Here is a 14,603-nt window from a genome sequence, read left to right as displayed (position 1 = left end):
CATGCTGAACCTCAAGGACCAAAGCCTTCTCCGTCAGGCCGGCCTCATCAAGGGCGAATGGATCGCCGCCCGCTCCGGCAAGACCGTCGATGTCATCGACCCGGCCACGCAGGCCGCCATCGGCACCGTTCCCGACATGGGCGGCGAAGAGACCCGTGCGGCCATCGTCGCGGCAGACGCTGCCTTCAAGGTCTGGAAGGCCAAGACCAACGCCGAGCGCGCCCTGATCATCGAAAAATGGTTCGATCTGATGATCGAAAACCTCGAAGACCTGGCGCTGATCCTGACGTCGGAACAGGGCAAGCCGCTGGACGAGGCGCGCGGCGAAATCCGCTACGGCGCCTCCTTCGTCAAATGGTTTGCCGAGGAAGCCCGCCGCATCAACGGCCACACCATCCCCGCGCCCACGCGCGACCGCCGCATCATCGTGCTGAAGGAGGCGGTCGGCGTCTGCGGAATCATCACGCCGTGGAACTTCCCCAATGCGATGATCACCCGCAAGGTCGCGCCTGCGCTTGCCGCCGGCTGCACGGTCGTCATCAAGCCGTCGGAATTCACGCCCTATTCGGCGCTGGCGCTGGGCGTGCTCGCCGAACGCGCAGGCATTCCGGCCGGCGTCATCAACATTGTCACCGGCATGCCGGCGGAGATCGGCAACGAACTGATGGCCAACGAGACGGTGCGCAAGATCTCCTTCACCGGCTCGACCCGCGTCGGCTCGCTGCTGATGCGCGGCGCGGCCGACAGCGTCAAGCGGCTGAGCCTGGAACTCGGCGGCAATGCGCCGTTCATCGTCTTCGATGACGCGGATCTCGATCTCGCCATCGAAGGCGCACTCGCCTCGAAATTCCGCAATGGCGGCCAGACCTGCGTCTGCGCCAACCGCATCCTCGTGCAGTCGGGCGTCTACGATGCCTTTGCCGCGAAGCTGAAGGCCCGCGTCGATGCGATGAAAGTCGGTCCGGGCACTGAGACCGGTGTCTCCATCGGCCCGATGATCAACGCCGCCGCCATCGAAAAGATCGAGCGCCATGTGGCGGATGCGCTGGCGAAGGGCGCCAAGATCATCACCGAGACGCCCGCCATGCCGGACGGCGCGCAATATACCGCCCCGCTCGTGCTGACGGGCGCGACGACCGAAATGGAACTCGCAACCGAAGAAACCTTCGGCCCCGTCGCACCGCTCTTCCGCTTCGAGACGGAAGAAGAGGCGATTGCCATTGCCAACGGCACGCCCTTCGGTCTCGCCTCCTATTTCTATACCGAGAGCATGAAGCGCGCCTGGCGCGTCGGCGAAGCGCTGGAATTTGGCATGGTCGCGCTGAACACCGGCCTCATCTCCATGGAAGTCGCCCCCTTTGGCGGCGTCAAGCAATCCGGCCTCGGCCGCGAGGGCGCACAGATGGGGATCGAGGAATATCTGGAAACGAAGAGCTTCCATATGGGTGGGTTGGGCTGAGAACATGCACAGGGCGGTCGAAAGGCCGCCCTCTTGATCCTTTGCCTCAGCATGATCAAAGTGGCCCTGACAAAAGGATCGCGTATCATGACCAAAACCAAACGTATTGTGCTGTCGAGCGACCACTCCGCGATCGAGCTTCGGCATTCCATCGCCCGTCACATCGCCAAGCAGGGCTGGGAGCCGGTTGATATCGGACCAACAACCCCTGAAAGCACCCACTATCCTCAACACGGCGAGGCCGCAGCATCGCTCGTCGCCTCAGGAGACTGCCAGTTCGGTATCGTCTTATGCGGCACCGGTCAGGGTATCATGATGGCAGCCAATAAAGTCAAAGGCATACGTTGCGGCGTCTGTGCGGATACATTCTCCGCTCGCATGATTCGTCAGCACAACAACGCCAATATGATATCCATTGGTGCGCGAGTGGTCGGCGAAGGGCTAGCTCTCGATATCGTCGATGCATTTCTCGGTGCCCAGTTCGAGGGCGGCCGACATGCTCTGCGGGTGGCTATGATTGCCACTCTCGAGGATCAGCTTCGAAATATTGATCGTGCCCTGCCGGAAGGCCTTTCAGACGACCTATAGAGACGAAGGCGCGGATCGTTTCCAATCCGCGCCTTCTGTTTACCTTGGGAGATGTGTCACTGAAACCTGTCGAGCATCTTGTAGTACTGGCCCACCAGCGGCAGGAACCAGGGCTTGCCGAAATGGCCGGGGACGGCGGGCCAGGGGTAGTCTTTCATCGGGTTGCGATCGGTCTTGCCGAGAATGGCGTCGGCGATCGTCATACCGAGATGGGTCGACAGTTGCGCCCCGTGGCCGGAATAGCCCATGGCGTACCAGAGACCGTCATGGAAGCCGGCGCGGGGGTAGCGGTCGGCCGTCATGTCAACGAGCCCGCCCCAGCAATAGTCGATATCGATGCCTTTCAGTTGCGGGAAGATGCGTTCCATGCTTTCGCGCAGGATCTCCCCGCTCTTGGAATCGGAACGCTGGTCTGACGTCGCCGAAAAGCGCGCGCGGCCGCCGAAGATCAGGCGATTGTCGGGCGCGAGCCGCCAGTAATTGCCGATATTCATCGTGTTGACGCAGGTACGGTTGCCCGGCATGACCGCCTGAATTTCTGCGTCGCTCAGCGGCCGCGTGGCAATCAGGAAGCTGCCGACGGCGATGATGCGGCGGCGGAACCAGGTGAAGTTCTTCGTCGTGTAGGCGCCGGTCGCCATGACGACATTGGCGGCGGTGATGCTGCCTGCCGAAGTTTGGAGCGTGTGCGTCCCTTTGACCTCGCTGTGCCCGGTCACGGTCGTCGCTTCAAAGATCGTCGCGCCATGGCGGACGGCGGCGTCAGCAAGCCCGACGACATAGCGGCCCATATGCATCATGGCGCTCTTCTTCGACAGCATCGCGCCATGGAATGGCGAGCCGACTTCGTGGCGGAGGTCCTCCGGCGACAGCAGCGCCGTGTCCGGATCGCATTCCTTGTTCAACGCCTCGAAATTGCGCGCAATCGCCTCGAAGTGCTTCGGTTTCGAGGCCAGCTTCAGCTTGCCCGATCGGCGGAAATTGCAATCGATGCCTTCTTCGGCAATCAGTGCCTCGATTGTATCGATGGAATCGTCCAGCGCATGATAGAGCGCAATCGCACGCTCCTTCCCAAGCTCGGCTTTCGCGCCGAGATAGCTATGCGCGAGCCCGTTGTTCAGGTGGCCGCCATTGCGGCCGGAGGCGCCGAAGCCCACGCGCTCCGCCTCCAGCACGACGACCTTCGCCCCCTGTTTGGCAAGCTGCCGCGCCGCCGCGAGCCCCGTAAAGCCCGCGCCGATGACGGCAACATCGTAGTGACCGCTGACCGGACCCTCAGCCGCACCGGCAAAGGCCGGTGCCGTATCATGCCAATAGGAGACGAATTTCATCGCATCTGCTTTCTGGTCAAAGACCCACAACACCCGGCAGGCCGGAAATGTCGGCGATCTCGGTATAGCCGTAATACGGGTTAGCCGGCTCATGGCCGCGATTGACCCAGACCTTGTTCTTGATACCGAGATCATGGGCAGACATGAGGTCATAGCGGAAGGACGAGGAGACGTGCAGCATGTCTTCCGGGCCGCAGCCGAGCATGTCGAACATGTATTCAAAGGCCTTGAAGCGCGGCTTGTAGGCCTGCGCCTGCTCCGCAGTATAAACCTTGTGGAAGGGCGCGCCGAGCTTTTCGACATTCGACATGATCTGCGAGTTCATGGCGTTGGAAAGAATGACGAGGGGAATTTCCTTCGCCACCTTGGCGAGACCGGCCGGCACGTCGGCATGCGGACCCCAGGTTGGCACGCGCTCGTAGACCATCTGTGCGTCTTCATCCTTGAAAGTCACGCCATTGGCCTTGCAGGTGCGCGACAGCGAATTGTGCACGACCTCCGCATAGGGCTTCCAGGCGCCCATGATCTCATCCAGACGGTAGGCGGAGAAGTTCTTGATGAACTTGTTCATGGTCTCAGCATCGAGACGATCGCCATAAAGATCGCGGGCGGCGCCCGCCATGTCGAAATTGATCAGCGTACCGTAGCAGTCGAAGGAGATGTATTTCGGGCGAAAGGGGGCCATGACGTTCTTCCTCTGGCTTTCATGTTTCATTGCTTAGATCATAGGCCGACTTCTCCCGCCTCGATTGCGCGAATTCACCCGTCCCGGAAGCACAAAGTTTTTAATCTGCCATCCCCTTTGGCACACTATTGCACGGCAGAGCCTTCCCCTGACCCGTAATCGGACCTTTCAAACCCCTGTTCTTCCGGGGTTGCAGCATAAGATGCGGCGCTGCCCGTTCGCTTCGGCGAAAGATAGTGCGCCGGCCTTGCCATTCAGATGAATAGCTTCCCCGTCCTCGCCGACACTTCAGATCAGGAAAGGGAATGCCCATGCAGAACCAGATCGACATCGTCGCCTTCGGGCCTGAACATATTGACGGAGCGGTTGAGCTCTCGCGCGCCGAAAGCTGGCCGCATCGCCGCGAGGACTGGCAGCTGGTCCAGCAATTGAGCGGCGGCGTTGTCGCCATGGATGCCGACCGCCGTGTCACCGGCACGACGCTGATCACGCCCTATGGCGACGATTGCGCCACGATCAATATGGTCATCGTCGACAAGTCGATGCGCGGGCTCGGCGTCGGACGCAAGCTGATGGAGCGCGCGATAGCGCTCGCCGGCGACAGGCCGCTGCGCCTCGTCGCCACGAAGGAAGGCCTGCCGCTTTATGAAAAGCTCGGCTTCGCGACCACCGGACTCATCCGCCAGCATCAGGGCGAGGTTCGCCCATTGGAACGGCCCGACGGCGTAGAGGCGATGCAGGCCGGTGATCTGCAAGCACTCAAAGCGCTGGACCGCGAAGCCTATGGCGCTGATCGATCCGCGCTGATCGACGCTCTGGTGAAACACGGGCAGATTGCCGTCATCCGCAAGGGCGGGACGATCGAAGCCTGGGCCGCGATCCGCCCGTTCGGCCGTGGCGAGGTCATCGGCCCCGTCATTGCGCCGGACGCCAAGACCGCCTGTGCTCTCATTGCCTTTCATGCCGCCTCGCGTCCCGGCGCGTTCCTGCGCGTCGATACCGGCAGCGAAACGGGTATCGCGCCCTGGCTCATCGAAATCGGCCTTCTTCATGTCGGCGGCGGCATCGCCATGCGCCGGCCGGCGAAGGAAGACGCCGAACAGGCCCGCCGCAAAGTCTATGCACTGGCCAACCAGGCGCTTGGCTGAACCCAATCTGGCTGAAAACAGCACATCGGAGACTGAAATGCTCGCCAATTCCCTGATCGAACTCGATCGCGCCCACCTCATTCACCCCGTCGCTTCCTATCGCGGCCACGAGCGGCAGGGCGTGCGCGTGCTGAAATCCGCCTCCGGCGCCACCGTTACCGAGGCCAACGGCCATCAGCTCGTCGATGGCTTTGCCGGTCTCTGGTGCGTGAATGCCGGTTATGGCCATGAAAGCATCATCGAGGCGGCGACGAAGCAATTGCGCGAGCTGCCCTATGCCACCGGCTATTTCGATCTGGGCTCGGAACCGGCCATCCGGCTCGCCGCAGAACTGGCCGAACGCGCGCCGGGCGATCTCAATCGCGTCTACTTCACCCTGGGCGGTTCGGATGCGGTGGACTCCACCATCCGCTTCGTCCGCTATTACTGGAATGCCAAGGGTGAGCCGCAGCGCGATCAGTTCATCTCGATCCAGCAGGGCTATCACGGCTCGACCACGGTCGGTGCGGGGCTGACTGCGCTTCCCGCCTTCCATGCCGGCTTCGGCCTGCCCTTTGACTGGCAGCACAAGATCCCGTCGCCCTATCCCTACCGCAACCCGGCAGGCTCAGACGATGCGGCGATCATTGCGGCTTCACTTGCCAGCCTGAAGGCCAAGATCGAGGACATCGGCGCAGATCGCGTGGCAGCATTTTATGCCGAACCGATTCAAGGGTCGGGCGGCGTCATCGTGCCGCCCAAGGGCTGGATCAAGGCCATGCGCGAGCTCTGCAAGAGCTACGGCATTCTCTTCATCGCCGACGAGGTTATCACCGGCTTCGGCCGCACCGGTCCGCTCTTTGCCTGCACAGACGAAGGCATCGTGCCGGATATGATGACGGTCGCCAAGGGGCTGACCTCCGGCTATGTGCCGATGGGTGCGGTTTTCATGGCCGATCACGTCTATGACGTGATTGCCGATGGCGCCGGCGAAGCGGCCGTTGGACATGGCTTCACCTATTCCGCCCACCCGGTCAGCGCCGCTGTCGCGCTGGAAGTGCTGAAACTCTATGAAGGCGGGCTTCTCGAAAACGGCGTGAAAGCCGGCGCACGTCTGCTGGCCGGTCTTCAGAGCCTGAGCGGCCACCCGCTGGTCGGCGAGATCCGCGGCCGCGGCATGCTCTATGGCGTCGAGCTTGTTACCGACAAGGCAAAGAAGACGCCGCTTCCGGCAGCTGCCCAGCCGGCGCGCCGCATTTTCGACCGCGCCTGGGATCATGGTCTCGTCATCCGCGCCTTCCCGCAGGGTGTGCTCGGCTATGCGCCGCCGCTCTGCTGCACGGATGCCGATATCGACGCCATCGTCGATCGCACCCGCAAGACACTGGACGAGACGCTGCAGGACCCGGATATCCGCAAGGCCATGGCCTGAACGGCCCGATGAGCTCCTGGCGGCATTTCACCGAAATGTCGCCGGGGGAAGCAAGTTCGCAATTTTATGCTGCCGCCCAAGGACAAATCGAACGATAAGCCCCCGGGGACATGCAAGACTGATCGTCAGAAAAGGCAAAACGCCGCGAGTGCAAATTCACACCGGGCCGGAAAGTTCGCGCAAGACGAATGCAAGCCCAAACCGAAGCAAAAGGGGAATGACATGACCGACAAGATCACCAACTGGACGAAATCCGACGACGCCAGCGTCGAGAATGCCATCCGTCGTGGTGCCTCGCGCCGCGACCTTCTGAAGATGATGCTGGCCAGCGGCGTGGCCCTTTCCGCCGGCGGTGCCGTTTTCGGCCGCGCCGAGCGCGCTGTTGCCGCAACGCCGGTCTCCGGCGGGCACCTGAAGGTTGCCGGCCTTTCCTCCTCCAACGCCGACACGCTCGATCCGGCCAAGGCGTCCGCCGCAACCGATTATGTCCGCTGCTGTTCCCTTTACAACCGTCTGACCTTCCTTGACACAAGCGGCGTTCCGCATATGGAACTGGCCGAAAAGCTCGACACCAAGGATGCCAAGACCTGGACCGTGACGCTGCGCAAGGGCGTGACCTTCCATGACGGCAAGGCCCTGACTTCCGCCGACGTCGTCTTCGCACTGAAGCGCCATCTCGACCCGGCCGTCGGCTCGAAGGTCGCCAAGATCGCCGCGCAGATTGCCGACGTCAAAGCGATCGACACCAACACGGTCGAGATCGTTCTGAAGGCCGCCAATGCCGACCTTCCCTTCATTCTGGCGCTGCACCACTTCATGATCGTGCAGGACGGCACGACCGATTTCTCCAAGGGCAACGGCACGGGGGCCTTCGTGCTCGACACGTTCGAGCCGGGCGTCCGCTCCATCGTCAAGAAGAACAAGAATTACTGGAAGCCGGGCCTGCCGCATCTCGACAGCTTTGAATTCTTCGCCATCAGCGAGGACAATGCCCGCGTCAACGCGCTGCTCGCCGGCGACATTCACTACGCCTATGCGATCAACCCGCGTTCGGCCAAGCTTGTCGAGGCACAGAGCGGTTACCGGATCTCGAAGTCGACGTCAGGCAACTATACCAACCTCAATATCCAGCTCGGCTCGAACAAGCCCGACTTCATCATGGGCATGAAGTACCTTGTCGATCGCGAGCAGATCGTGACCGCAGCGCTACGCGGCTTCGGCGAAGTCGGCAACGATCAGCCGATCTCCAAGGCCAACTTCTTCCACAATGCCAACCTGAAGCCGAAGGCCTTCGATCCGGACAAGGCGAAGCACTATTTCGAGAAGGCGGGCGTTCTCGGCCAGTCGATCCCGGTCATCGCCTCGGATGCGGCCAACAACTCCATCGACATGGCCATGATCATGCAGGCAGCCGGCGCCGATATCGGCCTCAAGCTCGACGTCCAGCGCGTTCCCTCCGACGGCTACTGGGACAAGTACTGGCTGAAGGCGCCGATCCATTTCGGCAATATCAACCCGCGCCCGACGCCGGACATCTATTTCTCGCTGCTCTACTCGTCCGACGCACCGTGGAACGAAAGCCAGTACAAGTCGCCGAAATTCGACTCCATGCTGCTCGAAGCCCGCGGCATGCTGGACCAGAACAAGCGCCGCGAGATCTATAACGAGATGCAGACCATGATCGCCGATGAAGCCGGCACGATCATTCCGGCCTACATCACCAATGCGGACGCCCTCTCCAACAAGGTCAAGGGTCTGGAAACCAACCCGCTGGGTGGCATGATGGGCTTCGCCATGGCCGAATATCTCTGGCTCGAGGCCTGATTGGCTCAAACCGGTCCGGGAGGCCCCGCCTCCCGGATCTGACCGCCGTTTTGATACTGCGCATCGACCCGGCTCCGCGAGGCATTCGCATGCCGGCCGCAGACGGCTCTTTTTTCAGTGACCATTTGATGAAACAGTGGTTTGGCTGCCGTCATCGGACAACGCGGCTGGAGGTCTCTCATGAACTCTGAAATCGCAAGCATGATCGGAAAACGGCTCGTGATTGCCGTGATCACGCTGCTCATCGTTTCCTTCGCGGTCTTCTTCGCCACCAGCATGCTGCCGGGCGACACCGCGACCATCCTGCTCGGCCAGGCCGCGACGCCCGACGCCGTGGCGGGTCTGCGCCATGCCATGCATCTCGACGAACCGGCCGTCTTGCGCTTCCTGCGCTGGATCGCAGGGCTGGTCACCGGCGATCTCGGCACCTCGTATGCCAATAACATGCCGATCTCGAAGCTGATCTCTGCGCGCTTCGTCAACACGATGGAGCTGGCCGGGATCACGGCGCTCATCTCCATTCCCTTCGCGCTCACACTCGGCATCACCTCGGCTGTGATGCGCGGCACGCTTTACGATCGCATCGTCACGGTGCTGACCATCGGCGTCATCTCCGTGCCGGAATTCATGGTCGCCTCCACCGCCGTTCTCATCTTCGCGGTCTATCTCAAATGGCTTCCGGCGATTTCCTTCGTCAACGAGGTGCATTCGCTCTACGACCTGCTACGCATGTATGCCATGCCGGTGGTGACGCTGACCTTCGTCGTCTCCGCCCAGATCATCCGCATGACCCGGGCCGCCGTGATCGAGACGCTGTCAACGCCCTATGTCGAAATGGCGCTTCTCAAGGGTGCCTCGCGCAGCCGCATCGTGCTGCGCCATGCGCTGCCCAATGCGCTCGGCCCCATCGTCAACGCTCTGGCGCTGTCGCTTTCCTATCTCATCGGCGGTGTCATCATCATCGAGACGATCTTCAACTATCCCGGCATCGCCAAGCTCATGGTCGATGCGGTCGCCACGCGCGATCTGCCGCTGATCCAGACCTGCGCGGTGATCTTCTGTGCCGGCTATCTGATCCTGATCACGATTGCCGACATCATCGCCATCATCTCCAATCCGAGGCTCCGCTGATGATGCAAAGCGCCCCATCGACCTCCGCCGCTCCCGGCATTTTCGGCTACACGTTCAGCCTTGTCGGCATTCTCGCCTTCGCGGTGATCCTGTTCTGGGCCGTGGTCGCCCTCTTCGCCCCGCAGATCGCGCCCTATCCGATCGGCAAGATCGTCGACATGGACTATTTCGGCCCGATGAGTTCCAAGCTCTGGCTCGGCTCCGACTATCTCGGCCGTGACATGCTGTCCCGCATCATCTTCGGCGCGCGCTACACACTCGGCATTGCGCTCGCCGGCGTTCTGATCGCCTCATCTTCCGGCGTTATCCTCGGCATGGCCGCCGCCGTCGTCGGTGGCTGGTTCGATACGGCGCTCAGCCGCTTCATGGATGCGATGATCTCGATCCCGAGCAAGCTCTTCGGCCTCGTCGTCGTCGCCGCCGTCGGCTCGTCGCTGCCGTCGCTGATCCTGACACTCGCCTTCATCTACACGCCGGGCTCCTATCGCTTCGCCCGGGCGCTCGCCGTCAATGTTAACACGATGGATTTCATCACGGTCGCCCGCATTCGCGGTGAAAACACGCTTTATCTCGCCATCTCGGAAATCCTGCCGAACATCATCCGGCCGGTGCTCGCCGATTTCGGCATCCGCTTCGTCTTCATCGTACTGCTTCTCTCGGGCCTCTCCTTCCTCGGGCTCGGCGTGCAGCCGCCGCTCGCCGACTGGGGCGCGCTGGTGCACGAGAATATCCAGGGCCTGTCCTTCGGCTCGGCTGCGGTCATTGCGCCCTCGATTGCCATTGCCAGCCTCACGATCAGCGTCAACCTGCTGATCGACAACCTGCCCCGCAAGATCCGCGACCGGAGCGCCTGATATGAGCAAGCTCGTCGAAATCAAGAACCTGCATGTCGAGGCCACCACGGATGCCGGCCGGCGCATCGAGATCATCAAGGGCGTCAATATCGACATCGCCAAGGGCGAGATCGTCGCGCTGATCGGCGAAAGCGGGTCCGGCAAGACGACGATCGCGCTGACGTTGATGGGCTATACCCGTCCCGGCTGCCGCATTGCCGGCGGCGCGCTGCTGGTCGACGGCAAGGACATGGCCGGGCTCTCCGAGCGTGAGCGCGCCAAAGTGCGCGGCACAGAGGTCGCCTATGTGCCGCAAAGTGCCGCCGCCGCCTTCAACCCGTCGCAGACGATCATGGACCAGGTCATCGAAGTGACGCGCATCCATGGCCTGATGACACCCGACAAGGCGCGCGAACGCGCCATAGAACTCTTCAAGGCCCTGTCGCTTCCCTCGCCCGAAACCATCGGCGAACGCTATCCGCATCAGGTGTCGGGCGGTCAGTTGCAGCGGCTTGCCGCCGCCATGGCGCTGATCGGCGGGCCGAAGCTCGTCATCTTCGATGAGCCAACCACGGCTCTCGACGTGACGACCCAGATCGACGTGCTGAAAGCCTTCAAGTCGGTGATGAAGGCCGGCGGCATTGCCGGCGTCTATGTCTCGCACGATCTCGCCGTCGTCGCCCAGATCGCCGATCGCATCGTCGTGCTCAAGGGCGGCGAGGTGCAGGAAGAGGGCACGACGGAAGCGATCCTCTCGACACCGTCGCACCCCTACACGCAGGAACTGCTTTCCGCCTTCGAGCCGAAGGAGACCCAATTTGCCGGCAAACGAACCGACAAGGCGCGTCCGCTCCTCGAGATCGAAAACGTCATTGCCGGCTATGGTCCGATCCAGGCCGACGGCCTGCCCTTCATGAAAGCGGTAAACTCCGTCAGCCTCTCGGTCGAAAAGGGCCGCAATCTTGGCATTATCGGCGAATCCGGCTGCGGGAAGTCGACACTCGCCCGCTGCATCGCCGGGATCCTGCCGGCGAGTGCCGGCAATATCATCTTCGATGGCAAGGAACTTGACCACGATGCACGCCGGCGCTCGCGCGAGGCGCTTCGCGAGATGCAGATCGTCTTCCAATATGCCGATACCGCACTCAACCCCGCCAAGCCCATCGAGGACATTCTCGGCCGGCCCTTGAGCTTCTATCACGGCCTCAAGGGCAAGGCGCGCGACGCCCGCGTCGATGAACTTCTCGACATGGTGCGCCTGCCCAAGGCCCTGCGCTATCGCCACCCGTCCGAACTCTCCGGCGGCCAGAAGCAGCGCATCAACTTCGCGCGCGCTCTCGCCGCCAATCCGAAACTGATCATCTGCGACGAGATCACCTCGGCGCTTGATACCGTCGTTGCTGCCGCGATCATCGAACTGCTGAAGGAATTGCAGCGCGAACTCGACCTCTCCTACATTTTCATCAGCCACGACCTGTCGGTGGTCGAGGCGATCTGCGACGAGATCATGGTCATGTATCGCGGCGAGAAGGTCGAGCACCTGACGCGCGAGGACGTGAAGTCGCCCACACACCCCTATTCGAAGCTCCTCTTCTCCTCCGTGCCGAAACTCGACCCGACATGGCTCGATACGCTTGTGCTGGAGCCGGAGCTTGTGCGGCAATATGGCGGGGCTTGAGGCCCCGCCCAAGCCTGAAATCACACTGGAAACAAGCTCGTCAGCGGGAGATGCGCCTTCACGATCGGCGATTTCAGCACGACGAAGCTGAAGTATTTATCGATCCCGATATCCATGTCGGTCAGCCGTTCCATGATCGTCTGGTATTCACCGATCCCGGCGGTGACGAATTTCAGCAGATAATCGTAGCCGCCCGACACGAGATGGCATTCGATGACCTGATCGACCTTGTCGACCACGGCGAGGAAGCGGGCGAAATCGACCTGGCGGTGGTTCTTCAGCGTGATTTCGGTGAAGACGGTCAGCGTCTGACCAAGCTTGCCGAGATTGATCTGCGCCGAATAGCCCTCGATATAGCCTTCCGCCTGCAGCCGCTTGACGCGCATGAGACACGGGCTCGGCGACAGATGCACGAGATCGGCCAGTTCCACATTGGTGATGCGGCCGTTCTTTTGCAGCTCGTAGAGGATCTTTATATCCGTCCGGTCGAGTTTCATCATCGGCCTGTCACCTTCCCCAATAGTCTGCAGCATAAAATTCTGCCGCCTGTCCTGATCAAGGTTAGCACACCCGCCTTCATTGTCCATCAAGGGCGGAAAACGGAAACGGCGCAGAAGATTTCGATGCGCGGGCGGCCGCGAGCATATTCTGCCGTTGCCACAGGCACTCCGGTTTCCCATGCGTGAAACCAGCGCTTAGTGTGGGTCAAGAACTGGAGATTGCTATGCCCGCGCCGCTTGCCCTCGTCGACACCCCCTCCGAGCTGCCCAAGACCGCCGATGTCGTCGTGATTGGCGGCGGCATTATCGGCGTGTTCGCGGCCTATTACCTGACGCAGCGGGGGCTGAAGACCGTGCTGATCGAGAAGGGCCGGATCGGTGCGGAACAGTCGAGCCGAAACTGGGGCTGGTGCCGCCAGCAGAACCGCGATGCGCGCGAATTGCCGATCTCCACGAAGAGCCTCGACCTTTGGGAGCGCTTCGCCGCCGAGACGGGCGAAAACACAGGCTTCCGCCGCTGCGGGCTGCTCTATCTCAGCAACAACGAAGCCGAGATCGCCGGCTGGGCGCGCTGGCGCGATTTTGCCAAAACCGTCGGCGTGACGACGCATATGCTCTCCGCAGCCGAGGCTGCCGAAAAGGGCCGCGCGACGGGCCGCAACTGGAAGGGCGGTGTCTTCTCCCCCACAGACGGCATTGCCGATCCGGCGAGTGCGGCTCCTGCAGTGGCCCGCGCCATCGTGAAGCTGGGCGGCGTGGTCATCCAGAATTGCGCGGCGCGCGGCGTCGAGACGGAGGCCGGGCGCCTCAGCGCCGTTGTCACGGAGCTGGGCACGATCCGCACCAGCACCGCGATCCTCGCCGGCGGGGCCTGGGCCTCGTCCTTCTGCCGGCAATTGGGCATCCGCTTTCCGCAGGCCTCTATTCGCTCGTCCATCCTCTCCGTCTCGGGCGGGGCGGAAGGCATACCGCCTGCGCTGCATACGTCCGAGATCTCACTGACCGCGCGCGGCGATGGCGGCCATACGCTCGCGATCAGCGGCCGCGGGCGCGTCGATGTCACGCCGCAACAACTCCGCTTCGCGCCGCAATTCCTGCCGATGTTCATGAAGCGCTGGAGGAGCCTCGCGCCGGGCGGACTGGAAGGCGTCAAGAGCGGTCATGAAACGCTGACCCGCTGGCGGCTCGACCGGCCGACGCCGATGGAAAAGGTGCGTATCCTCGATCCCGCCCCGGATCAGGCGACCATCCGCCTCACGCATGAACGCGCGCTGGCACTTCTACCGGAACTGAAGAAAACGAAGATCACCGCAAGCTGGGCCGGCTATATCGATTCCACGCCAGACGGTGTGCCGGGTATCGGCGAAATCGAGACCCTACCGGGCTTCATCCTCGCCGCCGGCTTTTCCGGCCACGGCTTCGGCATCGGGCCGGGTGCGGGCCATCTCATTGCCGATATCGTGACGGGAGCAGAGCCGATCGTCGATCCCAAGCCCTACCACCCCTCGCGCTTCAAAGCCTCGGTCTGGGGCAAGGTGGCGGAGTTCTGAGGGTCATAAAACTACGGCACACGCTTGTAGGATGATGTTCTCGGGGTCCGCTTGTGAGCTTATCAGGATGCGGCTCGGCAGTTGAACGCATATCGCAGACCCGGATTGACCCTTGTACCGGGCGGACATCTTTCCCGCTCTTAAGCCCTGCCGCTTTGTCCTCGGGCAACAAGCTCTCCCGCAAATCGGGCCTGGTAACAGACAAGTGGCGACGCGGCGGCGGCACGAAAGCCCTCGATCGTCGATGGTTCGTCCACGGCATTGTCGGACAGCCCCTACCCTAGAGCAATTCCAGCGAAAGTGGACGTCGGTTTCGCGTCCGGAATTGCGTAAAAACAAAGAGCTAGAGTATCCGTGTTGATCAAGCAGCTTTTGGCTGCCATTTTTGCTTTTTCCGGAGCAAGGCGTTTGCGAGCACGGCGAGTTTTCGCATGATTGCGGTTATCGCGACTTTCGGTGGTTTTC

Annotated in this window: 12 protein-coding genes and 1 pseudogene; 9 read left to right on the top strand and 4 right to left on the bottom strand. The window is 62.0% G+C overall.

The window, feature by feature from the left end:
• Window position 1: 1 nt before the first annotated feature.
• Complete coding sequence (locus tag LQK83_RS12065; RefSeq protein ID WP_230837664.1) at window positions 2–1,459, top strand: NAD-dependent succinate-semialdehyde dehydrogenase; 1,458 nt, start codon at window positions 2–4, stop codon at window positions 1,457–1,459.
• 87 nt (window positions 1,460–1,546) lie between these two features.
• The gene (gene rpiB / locus LQK83_RS12060) at window positions 1,547–2,047 is read left to right on the top strand and encodes a ribose 5-phosphate isomerase B (protein ID WP_230837663.1); all 501 of its coding nucleotides are present in this window, start codon (window positions 1,547–1,549) and stop codon (window positions 2,045–2,047) included.
• Window positions 2,048–2,103: 56 nt separating this feature from the next.
• Here the strand turns inward: rpiB and LQK83_RS12055 are convergent, their stop codons facing one another.
• Together LQK83_RS12055 and LQK83_RS12050 are read right to left on the bottom strand one after the other, a co-directional pair.
• On the bottom strand, window positions 2,104–3,378 hold the full coding sequence (locus LQK83_RS12055) for an NAD(P)/FAD-dependent oxidoreductase (protein ID WP_230837662.1): 1,275 nt from the start codon (window positions 3,376–3,378) through the stop codon (window positions 2,104–2,106).
• A gap of 16 nt (window positions 3,379–3,394) precedes the next feature.
• The gene (locus LQK83_RS12050; protein WP_230837661.1) at window positions 3,395–4,063 is read right to left on the bottom strand and encodes a haloacid dehalogenase type II; all 669 of its coding nucleotides are present in this window, start codon (window positions 4,061–4,063) and stop codon (window positions 3,395–3,397) included.
• A 305-nt stretch (window positions 4,064–4,368) separates the two neighbouring features.
• Between LQK83_RS12050 and LQK83_RS12045 the strand changes: the two genes are divergently transcribed.
• The 6 genes from LQK83_RS12045 (at window position 4,369) to LQK83_RS12020 (ending at window position 12,088) form a co-directional block, all read left to right on the top strand.
• On the top strand, window positions 4,369–5,211 hold the full coding sequence (locus LQK83_RS12045; protein ID WP_330166282.1) for a GNAT family N-acetyltransferase: 843 nt from the start codon (window positions 4,369–4,371) through the stop codon (window positions 5,209–5,211).
• 37 nt (window positions 5,212–5,248) lie between these two features.
• The gene (locus LQK83_RS12040) at window positions 5,249–6,622 is read left to right on the top strand and encodes an aspartate aminotransferase family protein (RefSeq protein ID WP_230837660.1); all 1,374 of its coding nucleotides are present in this window, start codon (window positions 5,249–5,251) and stop codon (window positions 6,620–6,622) included.
• 222 nt (window positions 6,623–6,844) lie between these two features.
• The gene (locus LQK83_RS12035) at window positions 6,845–8,446 is read left to right on the top strand and encodes an ABC transporter substrate-binding protein (protein ID WP_230837659.1); all 1,602 of its coding nucleotides are present in this window, start codon (window positions 6,845–6,847) and stop codon (window positions 8,444–8,446) included.
• Window positions 8,447–8,626: 180 nt separating this feature from the next.
• Complete coding sequence (locus tag LQK83_RS12030) at window positions 8,627–9,577, top strand: ABC transporter permease (RefSeq protein ID WP_230837658.1); 951 nt, start codon at window positions 8,627–8,629, stop codon at window positions 9,575–9,577.
• Window positions 9,577–10,431, top strand: a complete 855-nt coding sequence (locus LQK83_RS12025; RefSeq protein WP_442966747.1) for an ABC transporter permease — start codon at window positions 9,577–9,579, stop codon at window positions 10,429–10,431. Before LQK83_RS12030 ends, LQK83_RS12025 begins: the two co-directional genes overlap by 1 nt.
• Before the next feature lies 1 nt (window position 10,432).
• Complete coding sequence (locus LQK83_RS12020) at window positions 10,433–12,088, top strand: ABC transporter ATP-binding protein (protein WP_230837657.1); 1,656 nt, start codon at window positions 10,433–10,435, stop codon at window positions 12,086–12,088.
• Between the two features lie 20 nt (window positions 12,089–12,108).
• Here the strand turns inward: LQK83_RS12020 and LQK83_RS12015 are convergent, their stop codons facing one another.
• Window positions 12,109–12,585 carry an Lrp/AsnC family transcriptional regulator gene (locus tag LQK83_RS12015; RefSeq protein WP_230837923.1) on the bottom strand — a complete coding sequence of 159 codons (477 nt, stop codon included), beginning with the start codon at window positions 12,583–12,585 and terminating at the stop codon, window positions 12,109–12,111.
• 227 nt (window positions 12,586–12,812) lie between these two features.
• Between LQK83_RS12015 and LQK83_RS12010 the strand changes: the two genes are divergently transcribed.
• Window positions 12,813–14,138, top strand: coding sequence for an NAD(P)/FAD-dependent oxidoreductase (locus LQK83_RS12010; RefSeq protein WP_230837656.1), 1,326 nt, complete (start codon window positions 12,813–12,815; stop codon window positions 14,136–14,138).
• A gap of 361 nt (window positions 14,139–14,499) precedes the next feature.
• Here the strand turns inward: LQK83_RS12010 and LQK83_RS12005 are convergent.
• A pseudogene (locus LQK83_RS12005) lies at window positions 14,500–14,603 on the bottom strand (IS110 family transposase); the annotation flags it as partial.

It is taken from the genome of Rhizobium sp. C1 (assembly GCF_021026335.1).
Classification (GTDB): domain Bacteria; phylum Pseudomonadota; class Alphaproteobacteria; order Rhizobiales; family Rhizobiaceae; genus Ensifer_A.
This window is presented reverse-complemented; position numbering and strand designations above follow the sequence as displayed.

Bases quoted from the DNA above. Each gene is read 5' to 3' on its own strand.
- LQK83_RS12020 (WP_230837657.1), top strand. From the start codon at position 10,433: ATGAGCAAGCTCGTCGAAATCAAGAACCTGCATGTCGAGGCCACCACG.
- LQK83_RS12045 (WP_330166282.1), top strand. From the start codon at position 4,369: ATGCCCATGCAGAACCAGATCGACATCGTCGCCTTCGGGCCTGAACAT.
- rpiB (WP_230837663.1), top strand. From the start codon at position 1,547: ATGACCAAAACCAAACGTATTGTGCTGTCGAGCGACCACTCCGCGATC.
- LQK83_RS12035 (WP_230837659.1), top strand. From the start codon at position 6,845: ATGACCGACAAGATCACCAACTGGACGAAATCCGACGACGCCAGCGTC.
- LQK83_RS12040 (WP_230837660.1), top strand. From the start codon at position 5,249: ATGCTCGCCAATTCCCTGATCGAACTCGATCGCGCCCACCTCATTCAC.
- LQK83_RS12010 (WP_230837656.1), top strand. From the start codon at position 12,813: ATGCCCGCGCCGCTTGCCCTCGTCGACACCCCCTCCGAGCTGCCCAAG.
- LQK83_RS12050 (WP_230837661.1), bottom strand. From the start codon at position 4,063: ATGGCCCCCTTTCGCCCGAAATACATCTCCTTCGACTGCTACGGTACG.
- LQK83_RS12055 (WP_230837662.1), bottom strand. From the start codon at position 3,378: ATGAAATTCGTCTCCTATTGGCATGATACGGCACCGGCCTTTGCCGGT.
- LQK83_RS12025 (WP_442966747.1), top strand. From the start codon at position 9,577: ATGATGCAAAGCGCCCCATCGACCTCCGCCGCTCCCGGCATTTTCGGC.
- LQK83_RS12065 (WP_230837664.1), top strand. From the start codon at position 2: ATGCTGAACCTCAAGGACCAAAGCCTTCTCCGTCAGGCCGGCCTCATC.
- LQK83_RS12030 (WP_230837658.1), top strand. From the start codon at position 8,627: ATGAACTCTGAAATCGCAAGCATGATCGGAAAACGGCTCGTGATTGCC.
- LQK83_RS12015 (WP_230837923.1), bottom strand. From the start codon at position 12,585: ATGAAACTCGACCGGACGGATATAAAGATCCTCTACGAGCTGCAAAAG.